Origin of the sequence: Streptomyces sp. DG1A-41 (genome assembly GCF_037055355.1) — a bacterium.
Taxonomy (GTDB): Bacteria; Actinomycetota; Actinomycetes; order Streptomycetales; family Streptomycetaceae; genus Streptomyces.
The window spans coordinates 7,270,378-7,287,576 of record NZ_CP146350.1; the positions used below are offsets into that span (position 1 = coordinate 7,270,378).

Below are 17,199 nucleotides of genomic sequence, written 5' to 3' on the forward strand. Positions count from 1 at the left end.
GAGGGGCGCGGAAATTTGTTACAGCGGATTGTCCGCCGGGTTATCTTCGGACGCTCGGCATCCACTCGCGTGCCAGCTCGAATACGCGCAGGTCAACGCGTTACCGGGCAGGCCGGTCCCCAGCCTGGGCGGGCCCGCCGAGGAAACCTCGAACGGGCCGCAAAGCCTCTGGAAAACGGTTACGTAACGAAGCCTGTTCGCTATCCGTTCTGACTCGGCGGCCGCACCGAGTTACGGACCACGACATGCGTACCCAGCACCAGATGGTCGCCGTCGGCGCTCTTGCGACGGCCCGCACCGCCCTCACGCCGGTCGGCCACCGCGCGCAGCGCGACGCGGCCCATCTCCTCGTACGGCACGTGCACGGTGGTCAGTTGGGGGGTGAGCTGGGACGCGAGCGGGATGTCGTCGTAGCCGACGATCGAGACGTCCTCGGGCACCCGCAGGCCTGCCGCGCGCAGGGCCTGCATGGCGCCCGCCGCGACCACGTCCGTCCCCGCGAGCACCGCGGTGAAGTCCGGCGTGTCGTGCAGGGCCGCCTCGACGGCCTCGTACCCGTGCTCGTAGTCGTACGGGCCGTGCCGCACCATGCCCGGGTCGAACGGCACGCCGTACGCCTCGAAGGCCCGCTGCGCTCCCCTCAACCGGCCCTGCGCGGTGGTCAGTTCGGCATGCCCCGGCAGGACCAGGACGCGGCGGTGACCGGCCGACAGCAGGTGGCTGGCCATCGCGTAGGCGCCGCCCTCGTTGTCGTAGTCGACGGTCGTCGCCGGGACGTCGCCCTCCAGCGGGGGCCTGCCCACCAGGACCAGGTGCGAACCGGCCGCGTCCAGGGAGCGGGCGAAGCGGGCCATGCGCAGCTGGTACTCGTCGTAGTCGTACGCGCCGCCGAGCAGGATCACGGCGGCCACGCCCTGCTGGCGCATCAGGTTCACCAGGGCCAGCTCCCGCTCCGGGTCGTCGCCGGTCGTGCCGACCAGGGAGAGCCAGCCGCGCAGGGTGGCGGCGCCCTCGACGCCCTTGGCGACATGCGCGAACGCGGCGCCGGTGATGTTGTTGATGAGGATCGCCACCGTCGGTGTGCCGCCGCCGGCGAGCGAACGGGCATGGGCGTTGGTGACGTAGTCCAGGTCCCGGACCACCTTCATCACCCGGCGGCGCAGCTCCTCCGACACCGGGTAGTTGCCGGACAGCACCCGCGAGACGCTGGCCACGGAGACGCCGGCTCGCTCCGCGACATCGCGAATGGTCGCCCGTCCGGCGTCGCTCGCCGCCTTGCGCTGACTCACCCTTGCGGCTCCTTCACCGTCGTGGCTCGATCCGACGCCGGGGCTGTGCCCCCACCCGTGCGGAAACCGTATCCCATCGTTACTCCAGGCTGGAGGGCTTGTGGACGGCGGGCTGGAGGGCCTGCCTGGTGTGCTGCCGGCGGGGTGCGCTGTTGTGGTGCGGGCCGGGTGGGCTGATGAGGCGGGCTGGAGGGCCTGCCCGATGTCGCTGGCCGGGCGCGCTGTTGTGGCGCGGACTGGAGGGCCTGCCTGATGTGCCGCTGGCCGGGTGCGCCGTTGGGACGCGCGCCGGACGTGCTGTTGTGACGCGGGCTGCGACGTGGGCTGGAGGGCCTGCCCGATGTGCCGTCGGCCGGACGCGCCGCCGAGACGCGCGCCGGACGTGTCGTTGTGACACGGACCGGAGGGCCTGCCCGCCGTGACGCGGGCTAGGGTGCGCTGCCGTGACCCCGGCTGGGCGCGGCGCCGTGACGCCGACCGGACGCGCCGCCGTGACGCGGGCTGGGTGTGCCGGCGTGATGTGGGCTGAGCACGCTCCCGTGACGCAGGCCGGGCGCACTCCCGTGAGGGCTGGACGCGATCCCGGGACATAGGGCCGGACACGCAGCCGTGACGCGGACCCGGGCCACTCCCGCAACGCGCACCGGACACGCTCCAGCAACGCGCACCGCCGGACACGCCGCCGTGACGCGCGCACCGGACACGCCCCCCGACCCGTCACGCCACCCGCGCGAGATCCGCATGCCGTACCTCATGGACCGGCGGCAGGCCCGCCACCAGGCGCTCCAGTTCCTCGACGACGATGCGGCCGAGCCGCTCCAGTTCGTTGCCCAGTGAACCGGCGATGTGCGGGGTGAGGAACACGTTGGGCAGGTGGTACAGCGGGGAACCGGCCGGCAGCGGCTCCGGGTCCGTGACGTCGAGGACCGCGCTGAGCCGGCCGGAGACCAGCTCATCGGCGAGCGCGTCGTGGTCGACCAGCGCGCCGCGGGCGGTGTTGATGAGCACGCCGCCGTCCCGCACCAGGGCGAGCCGGTCGCGGTCGAGCATGTGGTGGGTCTCGGGGATGTCCGGGGCGTGCAGACTCACGATGTCGCTGTGTCTGAGCAGGTCCTCCAGCGACAGCGACTCGGCACCGAGGGCGGCGGCCTCGGCGGGGCTCACGTACGGGTCGTGCAGCAGGACGGTGAGGTCGAACGGCCGCAGCAGTTCCAGCAGTCGGCGGCCCACACGGGACGCGCCGATGACACCGACCCGGCGGTTGAGGTTGCCGGTGGCCGCGGTCTCCGCGGGGCCCGGGTAGGCGTGCGTGCGGCGGAAGCGCTCGCGGTGGTCGAAGGCGTCCTTGCCCACGAGCAGGATCATCGCGAGCGTGTACTCCGCGACGGGCACGGCGTTGCCCGTCACCGCGCTGGACACCTTCACGCCGCGCTCCCACAGGGCGTCACCGACCAGGGAGCGCACGGACCCGGCCGCGTGCAGGACGGCCCCCAGCTTCGGGGCCGCCGCGAGGGCGACGGCGCCCAGATGAGGGCAGCCCCAGCCGGTGATCAGCACCTCGGCACAGGCCAGTGCGCCGGCCGCGGCCGGATCGGTGAAGTCCCGCACGACCAACCCGGGATCGATGTCGGCCGTGCGCCTCAGCCGCTCCATCAGCGGCGGAGGAAAGAGCAGCGGGAGGTGAACCGGGTCCATCGCGAACACGGCCCGCGGCAGCTGAGGGCTGGGCATGACACTCCTGGAGCAGAGGATGGAAACTGTTTCAGAAAACGCCTTCTACCGTAGATCCGCTGGGAAGCGGTGGTCAATCGGCAGGGCCGGGGCGACAGCTGTGAATAAGTGACGGGTCGGGGCTCCGCGCCTTGGGGTTCCGGCACGAGCCTGTGCGGTAATCGGTTACTGCCGTTTCAGTGCGCGGAGGTGCAGGCCGACTGGGCCACCGTCGGTACCTGAGCCCCCGGTCGGCCACCCCGGCAACCGGTTCCCTAGCTTGCTTTGCCGAGACGAGGTCCCGCCCACCCCTGGTCAGGGGCGTCCCACCACCCGTCGGCGGCTTGATCGCGACGGCCAAAAGCAGGACTCACCAGCGCTCTGGCTGATGACGCCGAGGTTACACAGTCTTTTCGAAAATTCGTCAAGGCTCTTGACGCGCCATCCCGACGGCAAGAAGCTCTGCCACACGCACAACAACCGGTTGCCACAGCAAGCCGGAAAGCTAGGAGGTGGTGCGTTCATGCACCCACATGCCGGTGCTTCCCTGAGCCGCCGCCGATTCCTCGCCCTCTCCGCGGCCGGCGCCGCGACCGGTACGGCGGCATTGAACGGCTGCGCGATGCAGGTCTCCGGCGGCGTCAGCGGCGGCGGCGAGACGGTCACGCTGATGGTCAAGCCCGACGACATCTCCCCGGAGCTGGTCAGACAGGCCCAGAAGGACATCGGCGTCAAGATCGTCACGGTGCGCTACGACATCACCAAGCTCATCGGCATGATGACCAACGGCGCCCCGCCCGACCTCGTCCGCGGTGTCGGCGCCACCGACGCGCCCTACTTCGCGGCGCGGGACGTGATGGAGGACCTGGACCCCTACTTCGCCGGGAGCGGCGTCCTCAGGGTCGACGACCTGGACCCGGTCAACGACCTGTGGCGCTTCGACGGCCGAACCCAGGGCAAGGGCCCCCGCTACGGCATGGCGAAGGACTTCTCCCAGGACTCCATGTTCTGGTACAACACCGCCCTCTTCGACAAGGCGGGCGTCGACTACCCGCCCGAGACCGAGCCGGTCACCTTCGAGGAGTGGCTGGAGAACGCCGAGCGGCTCACCCGGCGCAAGAGCGGCCAGACGACCGTCTTCGGCGGCAGCTACAACGGCGTGTCCACCCCCAACCTGCTGGCGAGCCTGACGGCGGCGGCGGGCGGAAGCCTGTTCAGCGACGACTTCTCCCGGGTCGACTTCACCACCCCCGAGGCCCGTAAGGCGCTGAACTGGTACATCGAGTACGGCCGGGTCAGGGTCGGGCCGAGCATCATCCAGCCGGACCCCAACGCCTGGGACGGCCCCACGTTCCAGGCGAACCGCATGGCCATGTCCAACTCCGGCTACTGGCTCGGCGGGCTGATCAACGCCGACAAGAAGCTGGCGCCACTGGCCCGCCTGGCCCCGGCTCCGATGTTCGAGGGCGGTCAGCGGATCAGCCCCTGCCAGGCCGGCACCGGACTGTGGATGCCGAAGAAGGCGAAGAACAAGGACGCCGCCTGGCGGGTCTTCGAGTGGTTCTTCGGCGAGGGACCGGCCAAGGCCCGCGCCTCCAGCGGCTGGGGCATCCCCACGCTGAAGTCCCTGCGCCCGCTGATGCCGACCCAGGAGGACTACCAGAAGCGGGTGCTGAAGGTGCAGAACGCCGAGCTGAAGCACTTTTCGGTGATCGCCTACACGCCCTACGCCACGGCGGACTCGCTCTACGCCCTCTTCAACCAGGAGGCCCCGGCCGCGATGAACGGCCGGATGTCCGTCGACACCCTCGCGGGCCGCCTGAACTCGGCCATGAACGAGCAGCTCAAGCGCGGTAAGGAGCAAGTGGGATGACGGTCGACCAGATACCCGTCACGGGGCGGACCGGCCCGGCCGCGAGTGCCGGCCGCGCCGCGCCGGCCGCCCGGCGGCCCCGGATCTCCATGACCGCGCGCAGGCACCGCGCTTTCTACCTGTTCACCGCGCCGTGGATCATCGGTTTCCTGCTCCTGACGATCGTGCCGATGGCGTACGCGCTGTGGCTGAGCTTCACCACGTACGACGGCATCTCGCCGCACTGGCGCTACGTCGGCCTCGGCAACTACACCGAGCTGTTCTCCGACCCGCAGACCTGGAACTCCCTGGGCCGCACCGGCCTGTTCGCGATCACGTCGGTGCCGCTGTCGATCATCGCCGGGCTCGGGCTCGCCGTCCTGGTCAACCGGCCGGTCAAGGCGCGCGGGCTGTTCCGCACCCTGCTCTACCTGCCGGCCGTGGTGCCCCCGGTCGGTGTGGGCCTCACCTTCAAGGCGCTCTTCGACCAGAACTCCGGTGCCGCCAACGGCGTCATCACCCTGTTCGGCTTCGACGCGCTGGGCTGGCTCGCCGACCCCTACGCCCGCTACGTGCTGCTGATGAGCGTGCTGTGGGCGGCCGGAAACGTCATGATCATCTCGCTGGCGGGGCTCCAGGACGTGCCCCGGGAACTCCACGAGGCCGCCCGGATCGACGGGGCGAGTGCCTGGCGGACCTTCCGCAGCATCACCGTGCCGCTGCTGTCGCCGGTGCTGCTCTTCCAGACCGTGACCGGCGTGATCGCCTCCGTGCAGACCATCATGCCGCTGCTGCTGTCACCGGACGGCACCACCGCCGGCGTCACCGCCCTGCCGCAGTCCAACTACCTGTACATGATGCACGTCTTCTCGCAGTACTTCGCGCTCGGCCGCTACGGCTACGCCTCCGCACTGCTGTGGGTGCTCTTCGTCCTGATCCTCATCGTGACCGGACTCATCTTCAAGTTCACGTCCGGCGTGGTGTTCTACAACGTCGACCCGGAGGCGAAGAAGTGACCGCCACCAGCCTGCTCCCGAACTCCGCGCCCCGGGTGCGGGTGCGCGCCAACCGCCTCGTCCTCTACACGGTCCTCGTCGCCCTCACCGGGCTGTTCGTCGGCCCCTTCGGCTGGCTGATCCTCTCCGGCCTGAAGACCCCGGCGGAACTGGCCGCCTCGCCCGTGCACTGGCTGCCCACCGACTTCCAGTGGCAGAACTTCGCCGACGCCTTCAACCTGATCGACTTCCTCGGCTACGCCCGCAACTCCCTGATCATCGCCCTGATCTACGCCGTGCTCGTCACGCTCAGCTCGGCCTGGGTCGGCTTCGGTTTCGCCCGTCTGGAAGCCCCCGGCAAGAAGACGCTGTTCGGCATCCTCATCGGCTCGATGATGCTGCCCCAGATGATCACCCTGCTGCCGACGTACCTGATCTTCGCCAAGCTCGGCATGGTCGACACGTACTGGCCGTGGGTGTTCTGGGGACTGGCCGCCGCTCCCTATCTGGTCTTCCTCTTCCGGCAGTTCTTCGCCGGGCTGCCCCGGGAGCTGGAGGAGGCCGCGATCGTCGACGGCTGCGGCTACGGCATGATCTTCTGGCGGATCTTCCTGCCGCAGTCCTGGCCGGTGCTGTCCGCGAGCTTCGTGATCGCCTTCACCTGGAGTTGGGGCGACTACATCGCGCCCCAACTCCTCCTGTCCACCGACAAGTCGACGCTCGCCGTCGCCGTCATGACGACGTACGTCACCTCGGCCGGCACCCCGGTCGCCAACCTCCAGGCCGCGGCATCCGTGATGTACGTCGTCCCCATCCTGCTGATCTTCCTGATCGCCCAGCGCGGTTTCGTGGCCGGGATGTCCACGACCGGACTGAAGTAGCCCCTCTTACCGAACCCTTTGCAAGGAGTTACGCATGAACACGCCCCTGTCACGCCGGACCACCCTCCAGGCCGCCGGTGTCATCGCTGCCGCCGGCTTGGCCGGCAGCATCGCGGGCACCGCGCAGGCCGCCGCGGCGGATGAGACCGGCACCACCGGCGACAGCGTGGTCATCCACCCGACGCTTCCGAAGGTGCCTGTCAACAACTCCTTCACCGTCAAGGTCCGGCCGCTCGGCGGCACCTGGCAGAAGCTCGGTGTCTACCTTGCCAAGCTCGCACTGATCGACGCGAACACCGGCAGCAACAGAGCCCAGAGCTCCTCCTGGGCCGCCTTCGACTTCTCCGGCACGGTCGAGGTCGAGGTCACGTACAACCCGGGCGGCGGCGAGAAGGTCCGCATCCGCCCGGACTCGTACGGCATCAAGCCCGAGGTGCTCGGCAGCACCGCGCGCTTCACCCTGGACCGGCCCCGCAACCTCGTCGTCCAGATCGACGACAAGATCTTCGACTGCCTGCACCTGTTCGCGAATCCGATCGAGCAGGACGTGCCCACCGAGGGCGACAAGAAGGTCATGTACTTCGGACCCGGTCTGCACACCCACCCCGACCGAACCCTGAAGGTGCCCACCGGCACCACCGTCTACCTGGCCCCGGGCGCCGTCCTCACCTCCAACGTGATCTTCGAGGGCGTGGAGAACTCCCGGCTGATCGGCCGCGGCGTGGTCTACGACACGACCGGCGGCGCGGTCTTCGTCCGCAAGTGCGAGAACGTCACGATCGACGGCGTCACGATCCTCAACCCCCGGTACGAGAACATCAGGGTCGCCGAGTCCAAGAACCTCACCATCAAGAATCTGCGTGCCTTCAGTCACCAGGGCTGGGGTGACGGCATCCAGCTCTACTGCTCCGAGAACGTCACGATCGACGGCTGCTTCCTGCGCACCTCCGACGACTGCGTGGCTCTCTACACCCACCGCTGGGACTTCTACGGCGACACCCGCAACATCACCGTCAAGAACTGCTCCCTCTGGGCCGATGTCGCCCACCCGATCAACATCGGCGTGCACGGCAATTCCGACACCCCAGAGGTGCTGGAGAACCTGCGCTACGAGAACATCGACATCCTCGACCACCGCGAGCCGCAGGTGACCTACCAGGGCGCCATCGCCTTCATGGTCGGTGACAGCAACATCGTCCGGGACGTCAAGTTCGACAACATCCGCGTGGAGGACTTCCGCTGGGGCCAGCTCATCCACATGCGGGTCGAGTACAACCCGAAGTACAACACTTCGGCAGGCCGCGCCATCGAGTCCGTCTACATCAAGGACCTCAGCTACAACGGCAAGAACGCCGACCTCTCGATCATCGCCGGCCTCGACGCGGAGCACGCGATCAAGGACGTCACCTTCGAGAACCTCCGCGTCAACGGCAGGGTGATCGCCGACAGCACGGGCAAGCCGAGGTGGTATCTGGCGTCGGACGGCGTGCCCATGTTCGTCAACGAGCACGTGACGAACCTGAAGTTCCTCACCACCGCCGAGGCCGAGGCGGCCGCCGCGTCATGATCACATCTGCTCCGAGCCGCCGGAACTTCCTCGGCGGCGCGGCCGCCCTGCTGCTGGTGCAGGGCGCGAGCGGCCTGCTCGCGTCCGGCACCGCCCGGGCCGCCGCCCAGGACGGCACCACCGGGCCCCGCGCCTTCACGCACCCGGGGCTGCTGCACAGCGCCGACGACCTGGCCCGCATGAAGGCCGCGGTCGCCGCCAAGGAATCCCCGATCCACGACGGCTACCTCGCGCTCGCGGCCCACGCGCGCTCCAAGGCCACCTACGCCATCCAGAACACCGGCCAGATCACCTCCTGGGGCCGCGGCCCCACCAACTTCCAGAACCAGGCCGTCGCCGACTCGGCCGCCGCCTACCAGACCGCGCTGATGTGGTGCATCACGGGCGAGCGGGCGTACGCCGACAAGTCCCGCGACATCCTCAACGCCTGGTCGGCATCCCTGACGGCCGTCACCGGTGCCGACGGGCCGCTCGGCGCCGGGCTCCAGGTCTTCAAGTTCGTCAACGCCGCCGAACTGCTGAGGCACAGCGGCTACGACGGCTGGGCCGAGGAGGACATCGCGCGCTGCGAGGAGTCCTTCCTGCGCGTCTGGTATCCGGCGATCTCCGGCTACATGCTCTACGCCAACGGCAACTGGGACCTGACGTCCGTCCAGTCGATCCTGGCCATCGGCGTGTTCTGCGAGGAGCCCACCCTCTTCGAGGACGCGCTGCGCTTCGCCGCCGCCGGCGCGGGCAACGGCAGCGTCCCGCACCGCATCGTCACCGATGCCGGCCAGGGCCAGGAGTCCGGCCGTGACCAGGGCCACGAGCAGCTCGCCGTCGGCCTGCTCGCGGACGCCGCGCAGGTCGCCTGGAACCAGGGCGTCGACCTGTACGCCTTCGACGACAACCGGCTGCTGAAGAACGCCGAGTACGCCGCCCGCTACAACCTCGGCGGCGACGTGCCCTTCGTCCCCGACCTGGACCGCACCGGCAAGTACATCAAGACGACCGTCTCCGACAAGGTCCGCGGCAACCTCCCCCGATCTACGAGATGGCCTACGCGCACTACGCCGGTGTCCGGGGCCTCGACACCCCCTACACCAAGGCGGCCGTCTTCCGCGGCACCGGCGGCGCCCGGGTCGTCGAGGGCAGCAACGACGACCTGCCCAGCTGGGGCACTCTCACCTTCGCGGGGACGAACGCCCCGTCCCCGGCCAGGCCCACGGCTCCGGCCGGTGTCACGGCGGTGGGCGGCGACAAGTCCGTCACCGTGACCTGGGTGCCGTCGGCGTGGGCCGAGTCGTACACGGTCCTGCGGGCGACCGGCGCCGACGGACCGTACGAGACGATCGCGACCGGCCTCGGCAAGCCGGCCCACACCGACCGTGACGCCCGTGCGGGCAGGCCCTCCTACTACCGGATCACCGCCACCAACTCCCAGGGCACCAGCGCCCGTTCGGCCTGGGCCGCAGCGGTCCCCGGGCTGCCCGACCCCTGGGAGACGCGGGACGTCGGGAACGTGAGAATCCCCGGCTCGGCCGTCTTCGACGGCGAGCGGTTCGTGCTGGAGGCGTCCGGCACCGCCGACACCCACCGCCTGGTCTCCCTCCCGCTGCGCGGCGACGGCACGATCACCGCGCGGATCGTGTATCCGCTCAGCTCCCAGTACTCCAAGATCGGCGTCACCGTACGGGCCGGCCTGGACGCGGACGCCGCGCACGCCGCCATGCTGATCCAGGGCCTGCCGCTGCACACCTGGAGCGGCGTGTGGTCCGTACGGCCCAAGGCGGGAGCCGGGATCAAGGGCACCGGCAGCACACCCGTGCCGCCGTCCCAGCAGCAGACGATCACCACGAGCGCCGCCTTCCCGATTTCCTCCCTCGGTGAGCTGCCCGAGTCGGCGACCCCGCTCGAGGCCCCGTACGTCGAGGGCGCGGGCGACGGTTACCGGCTGCGCATGCCGTACTGGGTCCGCGTGACCCGCCGGGGCGACCGCTGCACCGGCGCCATCTCCCCGGACGGCATCCGCTGGACCGAAGTCGGCTCCAGTGAGGTGGACTTGGGCAGCACCGCGTACGTCGGTCTCACCCTCACCTCCTGCCTCGGCGTAGACGAGGACTACGCCGAGACCGGCACAGGAGCCTTCGACAACGTCAGCGTCACCTCCCGGACCGCCGGCGAGGTCTGGTCCGTACCCCGCCCGGCCACGGCCGCCGGCGATCTGCGGGCCACCGCGGGCGCCGACGCGGTCGAGCTGGCCTGGACCGCCCCGGACCTCTCGGCCCGCTACAAGGTGCTGCGCGCCGCCACGGCCGACGGACCCTACGAGACCATCGCCACCGGCATCGGCGCGGTCGGCTTCGGCACCCGCCCCCGGTACGCCGACGCCACCGGCACACCCGGCACGACGTACCACTATGCCGTCGCCAAGACCAACTGCGCCGGACGCGGCCCCCTGTCGGAGTCCGCCGCATCGACCATGCCGGCGCCCTCCAAGCCGGAACTCACCTCCGCCACCACGGCGTTCGCGAACAAGGGCGAGCTCTTCAAGCACGTCCTGCGCGCCTCGCACGAACCGATCCGGTTCGCCGCGGACGGGCTGCCCGACGGCCTGCGCGTCGACCGGCGCACCGGCCTGATCTCCGGAACACCCACCGAGACGGGCGAGTTCAAGGTCACCACCATGGCGGGCAACGCGGCCGGAGATGCCACCGGCACCCTCACCCTCACCGTCGGCACCCCGCCGCCCGCGCCCTGGACCTACGGCGACCTGGGCGATGTCATCCTCGACGATCGCGCCTACGGCACCCTCGGCGTGGTCGCCGTCCGCACCCCGGGCAGCACCTCCCACCAGGACGGGACCTTCGTGGTACGGGGCGCCGGGACCGACCTCACCGTCAACAACCAGGGCATGACAGGCCAGTTCGTACGACGGCCCGTCACCGGCGACTGCGAGGTCACCGCCCGCCTGCTCTCCCGCGCCGGGGCCACCGGCGACCGGGTCGGCCTGCTCATGGCCAAGTCCCTGTCGCCGTTCGACCAGGCGGCCGGGACGATCGTCACCGGCGGCACGAGCGCGCAGCTGATGCTGCGCACGACCGTCGCCGGCCGGTCCACCTTCACGGGCAGCGGAGCGGTCACCGCCCCCTGCCTGCTGCGGCTGAAGCGCACCGGGACGCACTTCACCGCATCCGTCTCGTCCGACGACGGCGCCACCTGGACCCCCCTCGCCGAGGGAGACATCCCCGGCTTCGGTGACGCCCCCTACTACGTGGGCCTCGTGGTCTGCTCCCGCAGCCCCCTGACCCGCAGCACCACCGAGTTCGACGAGGTGAGCATCACCCCCATGTAATCCTCCACGGATGGGAGAACCCCCACATGAGCCGCACTTCCCCCCACACGCACCACGAGGGCGGCCAGGTGAGCCGCCGCGGTCTGCTCAAGACCGCCGGCGGCCTCACCGCCGGCCTCGCCCTCGGCGCCACCGCCACCGCCACCACGGCGGACGCGGCCCCGGCGACCTTCACCCACCCCGGCATGCTGCACAACGCCGGCGACATCAACCGCGCCAAGGTCAGGGTCGCCGCGGGCACCGACCCCTGGGCCTCCGGCTGGCGCAGGCTGACCGCCAACTCCCACTCGGCATCCACCTGGACGCCCCGCCCCACCGCCACGATCATCCGCGGCGGCGACGGCCAGAACTACCCCCAGCTCTACAACGACATCCACGCCGCCTACCAGAACGCGCTGCGCTGGCACGTCGGCGGCACCGCCGCCAACGCCGACTGCGCCGTGCGCATCCTCAACGCCTGGTCGTCCACGCTCACCGAGATCACCGGCAACGCCGACCGGTACCTGGCCGCAGGCCTCTACGGCTGGCAGTTCGCGAACGCCGCCGAGCTCATGCGCGGCTACGCCGGGTTCGACCTCAACCGGTTCAAGACGATGATGCTCAACGTCTTCTACCCGCTCAACGACCGCTTCCTCCGCGAGCACAACGACGCCTGCATCACCAACTACTGGGCCAACTGGGACCTGTGCAACATGGCCTCGATCATGGCCATCGGGATCCTGTGCGACGACGGCGCCAAGTACGACCAGGCCGTCAACTACTTCAAGAACGGCGGCGGCAACGGCCAGATCCGGCGCGCGGTGCCGTTCCTGTACCCGGGCGTCGAGGGCTACGACCTCGGCCAGTGGCAGGAGTCCGGCCGCGACCAGGGCCACACCATCATGGGCATGGGCCAGATGGGCGCCCTCTGCGAGATGGCCTGGAACCAGGGCGAAGACCTGTACTCCTACGACGGCCGCTGCTTCATGAAGGCCGCCCAGTACGTCGCCAAGTACAACCTGAACATGAACGTGCCCTACACCACCTACACCTGGGGCAGCGGCCAGAACTGCGCCCAGCAGTCACAGACCGTGATCGGCTCCGGTTCCCGCGGCCAGGTCCGTCCGGTGTGGGCGATGCTCCACTACCACTACGGCCGGCGCCTGCTCCTCGACGACAAGTACATCGCCCAGATGTGCTTCTCGGTCGCCCCCGAGGGCGGAGGAGGTGACTACGGCACCACCAGCGGCGGCTTCGACCAGCTCGGGTTCGGCACGCTGATGTACGCCAAATAGCGTGTCCGTCGCCCAAGAGTCCGCCAAATAGCGGTCAAGCCGGCTCGTGCACCGGAATACCCATGAGCGATGTGATGCTCTGGTATTTCCGGTGCGCGAGCGCGGCGAAGGGCTGGTGGGCGAATGACGGCAGGCCAGACGGACCCCGTGGTCAGGAGCCCGTACGGGGCCGTACGCGGCAGGTACGAGCGGGGAGTCGCGGTCTTCCGCGGCATCCCGTACGCGGCGCCCCCCTTCGGCCCCCGCCGCTTCCGTCCGCCCCTTCCTCTCCCACCCTGGGACGGCGTCCGCGACGCCGGCGCCTTCGGCCCCACCCCGCCGAAACCCCCGTACTCCGAGGCCTTCGCGCACTACCTGTCCGACCCGGTCGTGCCGGGCGACGACTGCCTCAACCTCAACATCTGGACCCCGGAACCCGACTCCGGAGCCCGCCTCCCCGTCCTCGTCTGGCTGCACGGCGGCGCCCTGACCAGGGGCTCGTCCGCCGTCCCCGTCTACGACGGCCATGCCTTCGCCCGCGACGGCGTCGTGTGCGTCTCCATCAACTACCGACTGGGCGTGGAGGGCTACGGCCTGTTCCCGGACACACCCCCGAACCCCGGCCTGCGCGACCAGATCGCCGCCCTGACCTGGGTGCACGAGGCCATCGAGGCCTTCGGCGGCGACCCCGGCCGCATCACCCTCTTCGGCCAGTCCGCCGGGGCGATCAGCATCGGTGCCCTCATCGCCGCCCCGCAGACCCAGGGGCTGGTCCGGCGGGCGGTCCTCCAGAGCGGGCCGCCCGAGGCGTCCGAACGGGCCAAGGTACGGCGGGTGGTGCGCCGTATGGCCTCCCGGCTGAAGATCCCCGCCACCGCCGAGGCCTTCGCCGCCGTCGACCGCGACCTGCTGCTGCACACCCAGGCCGAGGTGGGCAAGCTCAGCAGCCCGGTGGTCGGCGGCCCCGCCTTCGGCATCGTCATCGACGGCGACACCGTCCCGCGCGACCCCCTGGAGGCCCTCACCGAGGGCGGCGCCGCCCCGGGCGTGGAGCTGATGATGGGCTGGACCCGCGACGAGTACCGGCTGTGGCTGGTCCCGGGCGGCCTCCTGGAGCGCGTCGACCGCCTCGGAGCCGTCGCCTTCGCGGGTGCCATGGCCCGCTGCCACTGCGGCAGCGAGGTCCCGCGCGGCTACCGCGCCCTGCACCCCGAGGCGGGCACGGCGGACATCATCGGCCAGCTCGTCACCGACCACCTCCTGCGCGTCCCCCTGCACCACCTGGCCGATGCCCGCACGGAACCGTCGTACGTCTACGAGTTCGCCTGGCCCTCGAACCTCCCCGGCCTCGGCTCCTGCCACGCGCTGGAACTCGGCTTCGTCTTCGACACGGGGGACGTCCCGGAGTCCCGCAAACTGGCCGGAGAAGGCGCCCCGCAGGAGCTGGCCGACGCGATGCACGCCGCCTGGGTGCGCTTCGCCACGGACGGCGACCCGGGCTGGGAACGCTGGGACGCCGCCCACCCGGTGCGCGTCTTCGGAGACCGCGCACCGGACGCCGAGAACGGCGTGGCCTACACGACGTACGGCCCCCGGGACCGCGAACTCGCCCTGTGGGCAACCGACGCCGCCGCCGTCACTCCTGAGGAGCCAGTGCCGACAGGAAGGCGGTCCAGGTGGCGGGTGTGATGGTGAGGTGGGGGGTGGTGGGGGTTTTGCTGTCGCGTATGTGGACGGCGGTGGGGCGAGTAGCTACTTCGACGCAGTTGCCGCCCTCGTCGCCGCTGTAGCTGGACTTGAACCACTCAGGTGCGGTGCTGCTCATGCCTCTCCCAGAAGACGGTCCAGCAGGTCCCTCGTGTCCTCGGGGGTGAGGGCCTGTGACCGCAGCATCGCACACTTCTGCGTAAGGATCGCCACCTCATCCGGGTCGGCGATGAGCTGGCTGCCGCGCTGGTTCTCCGCGTAGGCGAGCCGCTGGTGTTCGGGAGTTTCCAGCAGGACGAACGGACCGTTGAGGCCCGCGTGACTGGTTCGGTTCATCGGCAGGACCTGGAACATGAGCCCTGGCAGTTCCGAACACGCGCGCAGGTGCCGCAACTGCTCGACCCAGACCTCCCTGCCGCCGATGGGCGCTCGTAAGACCGGCTCCCAGACCACGAAGCAGGTGATGGGCGGGTTCTTGCCTTGCAGGATCCCCTGGCGTTCGATGCGCGCCGCCACCAACTGGGCGATCGTGTCCTCGTCGTAGAACGGCACGCGACTGCGGAACACCGCCCACGCATACGGCTCCGTCTGGAGGAGGCCCGGCAGTACCTGGTTCTCGTAGGACGAGATCGCGATCGCCTCCCGCTCCCGATCCAGGAACTCCTCCGCCCACAACGGGATGAGATCCACCTCCGGCATCTCCGACAGCGCAGCCACCAACGCCCCCTTGGTGTCCAGGAGTTGGTCCAACTGCTCGGCGAGATCCATCTTCAGCGGTCGTCTGCCCTGCTCGATGGACGCGATCTGCTGCTCGCCGACGACGAAGATCTCCCCGAGGGACTTCTGCGTATACCCGGCCGCCTCCCGGAAGAGGGCGAGCAGCGCACCCACCATCTTCATCGCCGAGGCGTTCCTGCGTGACCGTCGTGACCGTGTCGTGGTGCTCATGGCGGCGAACTCCCCACCCACGCGCGTACTTGCACTGTTCCGCGCACGTACAACATGGCTGTACGAGTGCGCGGTCTGTTCCATGATGGCCACGGAGTGTGACTGTCGTCTCGTGAACGACGAAACTCCACTCCTCTTCCCCCACCCGTCTCCACGCGAGCGGTTCTACCGCCGGGAGCGCCAGTCCGTTCCGGCCGCACGCGCGTTCGCGCGCGACGCGCTCATGGACTGGGGCGGGTGCGGGCGCGCGGAGGACCTACTGCTGTGCGTGAGCGAACTGGCGACGAACGCGCTGGTGCACGGCGTGCCGCCCGGCCGTGGATTCCTGCTGAGGTTGGTGCCGTTCGGCGAGGACGGTGGCGTACGGGTCGAGGTGCACGACAGTGGTGACGGCGAGCCGGTGCTGCCGCGGCAGGACGCCAGGGAGCCCCGCGAGGGCGGGCGGGGCCTGTTGCTGGTGTCGGAGCTGGCGGACAAGTGGGGCGTGGGGGCGAGGTGTCCCGGCAAGATCGTGTGGTGCGAGTTCGAAGGCCGCTTTCGGGAGGGGTCCCGGGGCCGCTCCGTAGCGTGCGTGGGTGAGCTGTCCGTGATGAATTGCCCATCCCCGAAGGAAGAACCATGAGCGCGCCCCGGGAAGAGCTCAAGACCGGATTCTGGGTCATCGGCGGTATTGCCGCCCTGGTCACGGTCGGCCTGATCATCACTCTCGTAGTCGGTGGCGTCAGCTGGCTGACTGCCCCGTTCCGCGGCGAAGTCGACAAGCGCGACGGCACCGAAGGTTCAGGTGCGTTCCGGATCGCCACGTACGAGGAGTTCTTCGGACTCTGCTCCACGGTGCAGTCCAAAGAAGGGACCATCAAGACTCTGGAAGAGGAGAACAAGACGGCCTCCGAGTCCAGGCGGGCGCAGATCAACACCTCCCTCACCGCCCTGAAGTCGTCCCGGATCGAAGCGGTCAACGAATACAACGCCAAGGCCGCGCAGGAGCACCGGAGCGCCTTCAAGGACGAGGACCTGCCCCCGCGGTTGGACGTGAACGACATGAACACCACGTGCGCGCCGTGACGAAGAGGAGAAGGGTCATGAAACGCGTCACCCGGACCGTACTGGCCGTCGCCGCCGTTCTGTTGGCCGGCTTCGGCGCAGCCGCCTGCGAAGACGATTCCTCACAGGAGACGGAGACGAAGGCGAAGGAGAGGGGCTACGACAAACTGGTGGCGAACCAGCCGATTGAGGTCCCCGAGTACTCGACGACGCGAGAGACCATCAACAGGTGGATCAAGACGTGGGGAAAGGCCGGTTCCAAAGGCAAACTCAGCTACGTCTACCTTCAGAACGCCAAGGGCGAGTACGGCTACTTCGTTCTGAAGGGCCTCCCCGTCTCGTACTGTGCGCTGGGAACACCACCGACGAAGACGAAATCGGGCACCAACGGCATAGTCAACGTCCCGCTCCCGGAAATGGACGGCACCTACAGCGACGGGGCCGGGACCTGCAACACCTACTACGGCTTCGACGCCACCACGGGTGCCTACCTGGAGTTCACCCTCGGCATGAACCAGAGCTTCTTCCTCTTCGACCAGCCCGCGACGATGCCGGAGTTCACCTCCGCGTCCCAGATGGGCCCCAGCTCGATCGAGGACGTCAAGCCCTGAGCCTC

Annotated in this window: 13 protein-coding genes and 1 pseudogene; 10 read left to right on the forward strand and 4 right to left on the reverse strand. The window is 69.6% G+C overall.

Translation table 11 applies throughout. The features are described from left to right. Positions 1-200: 200 nt before the first annotated feature. The gene (locus V8690_RS33865) at positions 201-1,289 is read right to left on the reverse strand and encodes a LacI family DNA-binding transcriptional regulator (RefSeq protein WP_338783886.1); all 1,089 of its coding nucleotides are present in this window, start codon (positions 1,287-1,289) and stop codon (positions 201-203) included. 717 nt (positions 1,290-2,006) lie between these two features. After that, positions 2,007-3,020, reverse strand: a complete 1,014-nt coding sequence (locus V8690_RS33870) for a hydroxyacid dehydrogenase (RefSeq protein WP_338783887.1) — start codon at positions 3,018-3,020, stop codon at positions 2,007-2,009. Between the two features lie 502 nt (positions 3,021-3,522). Here V8690_RS33870 and V8690_RS33875 point away from each other — a divergent pair. From V8690_RS33875 to V8690_RS33905, 7 genes and pseudogenes are all read left to right on the forward strand, one after another. Continuing rightward, positions 3,523-4,872 (forward strand): extracellular solute-binding protein, encoded by a 1,350-nt coding sequence (locus tag V8690_RS33875; protein WP_338783888.1) that lies wholly within the window; start codon positions 3,523-3,525, stop codon positions 4,870-4,872. Then, the gene (locus tag V8690_RS33880; RefSeq protein WP_338783889.1) at positions 4,869-5,867 is read left to right on the forward strand and encodes a sugar ABC transporter permease; all 999 of its coding nucleotides are present in this window, start codon (positions 4,869-4,871) and stop codon (positions 5,865-5,867) included. The genes V8690_RS33875 and V8690_RS33880 overlap by 4 nt, the downstream gene beginning before the upstream one ends. Next, positions 5,864-6,727: a carbohydrate ABC transporter permease gene (locus tag V8690_RS33885; RefSeq protein WP_338783890.1), complete on the forward strand. Its 864-nt coding sequence runs from the start codon at positions 5,864-5,866 to the stop codon at positions 6,725-6,727. Before V8690_RS33880 ends, V8690_RS33885 begins: the two co-directional genes overlap by 4 nt. Positions 6,728-6,761: 34 nt before the next feature. Continuing rightward, the gene (locus V8690_RS33890; RefSeq protein WP_338783891.1) at positions 6,762-8,294 is read left to right on the forward strand and encodes a glycosyl hydrolase family 28 protein; all 1,533 of its coding nucleotides are present in this window, start codon (positions 6,762-6,764) and stop codon (positions 8,292-8,294) included. Beyond that, positions 8,291-11,631: pseudogene (locus tag V8690_RS33895) on the forward strand (alginate lyase family protein). Before V8690_RS33890 ends, V8690_RS33895 begins: the two are co-directional and overlap by 4 nt. Before the next feature lie 26 nt (positions 11,632-11,657). Beyond that, a complete protein-coding gene (locus V8690_RS33900; protein ID WP_338783892.1) occupies positions 11,658-12,905 on the forward strand; it encodes an alginate lyase family protein in 1,248 nt (415 codons plus the stop codon). 123 nt (positions 12,906-13,028) lie between these two features. After that, complete coding sequence (locus tag V8690_RS33905; RefSeq protein WP_338783893.1) at positions 13,029-14,573, forward strand: carboxylesterase family protein; 1,545 nt, start codon at positions 13,029-13,031, stop codon at positions 14,571-14,573. Here the strand turns inward: V8690_RS33905 and V8690_RS33910 are convergent. Together V8690_RS33910 and V8690_RS33915 are read right to left on the reverse strand one after the other, a co-directional pair. Continuing rightward, on the reverse strand, positions 14,521-14,709 hold the full coding sequence (locus V8690_RS33910) for a DUF397 domain-containing protein (protein ID WP_338783894.1): 189 nt from the start codon (positions 14,707-14,709) through the stop codon (positions 14,521-14,523). The genes V8690_RS33905 and V8690_RS33910 overlap by 53 nt on opposite strands. Continuing rightward, complete coding sequence (locus V8690_RS33915; RefSeq protein ID WP_338783895.1) at positions 14,706-15,539, reverse strand: helix-turn-helix transcriptional regulator; 834 nt, start codon at positions 15,537-15,539, stop codon at positions 14,706-14,708. The genes V8690_RS33910 and V8690_RS33915 overlap by 4 nt, the downstream gene beginning before the upstream one ends. Before the next feature lie 85 nt (positions 15,540-15,624). On the opposite strand from V8690_RS33915, the gene V8690_RS33920 reads away from it, so the two are divergent. The 3 genes from V8690_RS33920 to V8690_RS33930 are packed head-to-tail and all read left to right on the forward strand — an operon-like array spanning position 15,625 to position 17,194. Next, positions 15,625-16,161, forward strand: coding sequence for an ATP-binding protein (locus V8690_RS33920; RefSeq protein WP_338785543.1), 537 nt, complete (start codon positions 15,625-15,627; stop codon positions 16,159-16,161). Further along, a complete protein-coding gene (locus V8690_RS33925; RefSeq protein ID WP_338783896.1) occupies positions 16,158-16,604 on the forward strand; it encodes a hypothetical protein in 447 nt (148 codons plus the stop codon). Before V8690_RS33920 ends, V8690_RS33925 begins: the two co-directional genes overlap by 4 nt. A gap of 17 nt (positions 16,605-16,621) precedes the next feature. After that, on the forward strand, positions 16,622-17,194 hold the full coding sequence (locus V8690_RS33930; RefSeq protein WP_338783897.1) for a hypothetical protein: 573 nt from the start codon (positions 16,622-16,624) through the stop codon (positions 17,192-17,194). Positions 17,195-17,199: the final 5 nt, after the last annotated feature.

Bases quoted from the DNA above. Each gene is read 5' to 3' on its own strand.
- V8690_RS33870 (WP_338783887.1), bottom strand. From the start codon at position 3,020: ATGCCCAGCCCTCAGCTGCCGCGGGCCGTGTTCGCGATGGACCCGGTT.
- V8690_RS33875 (WP_338783888.1), top strand. From the start codon at position 3,523: ATGCACCCACATGCCGGTGCTTCCCTGAGCCGCCGCCGATTCCTCGCC.
- V8690_RS33880 (WP_338783889.1), top strand. From the start codon at position 4,869: ATGACGGTCGACCAGATACCCGTCACGGGGCGGACCGGCCCGGCCGCG.
- V8690_RS33890 (WP_338783891.1), top strand. From the start codon at position 6,762: ATGAACACGCCCCTGTCACGCCGGACCACCCTCCAGGCCGCCGGTGTC.
- V8690_RS33900 (WP_338783892.1), top strand. From the start codon at position 11,658: ATGAGCCGCACTTCCCCCCACACGCACCACGAGGGCGGCCAGGTGAGC.
- V8690_RS33905 (WP_338783893.1), top strand. From the start codon at position 13,029: ATGACGGCAGGCCAGACGGACCCCGTGGTCAGGAGCCCGTACGGGGCC.
- V8690_RS33910 (WP_338783894.1), bottom strand. From the start codon at position 14,709: ATGAGCAGCACCGCACCTGAGTGGTTCAAGTCCAGCTACAGCGGCGAC.
- V8690_RS33915 (WP_338783895.1), bottom strand. From the start codon at position 15,539: ATGAGCACCACGACACGGTCACGACGGTCACGCAGGAACGCCTCGGCG.
- V8690_RS33920 (WP_338785543.1), top strand. From the start codon at position 15,625: ATGGCCACGGAGTGTGACTGTCGTCTCGTGAACGACGAAACTCCACTC.
- V8690_RS33925 (WP_338783896.1), top strand. From the start codon at position 16,158: ATGAGCGCGCCCCGGGAAGAGCTCAAGACCGGATTCTGGGTCATCGGC.
- V8690_RS33930 (WP_338783897.1), top strand. From the start codon at position 16,622: ATGAAACGCGTCACCCGGACCGTACTGGCCGTCGCCGCCGTTCTGTTG.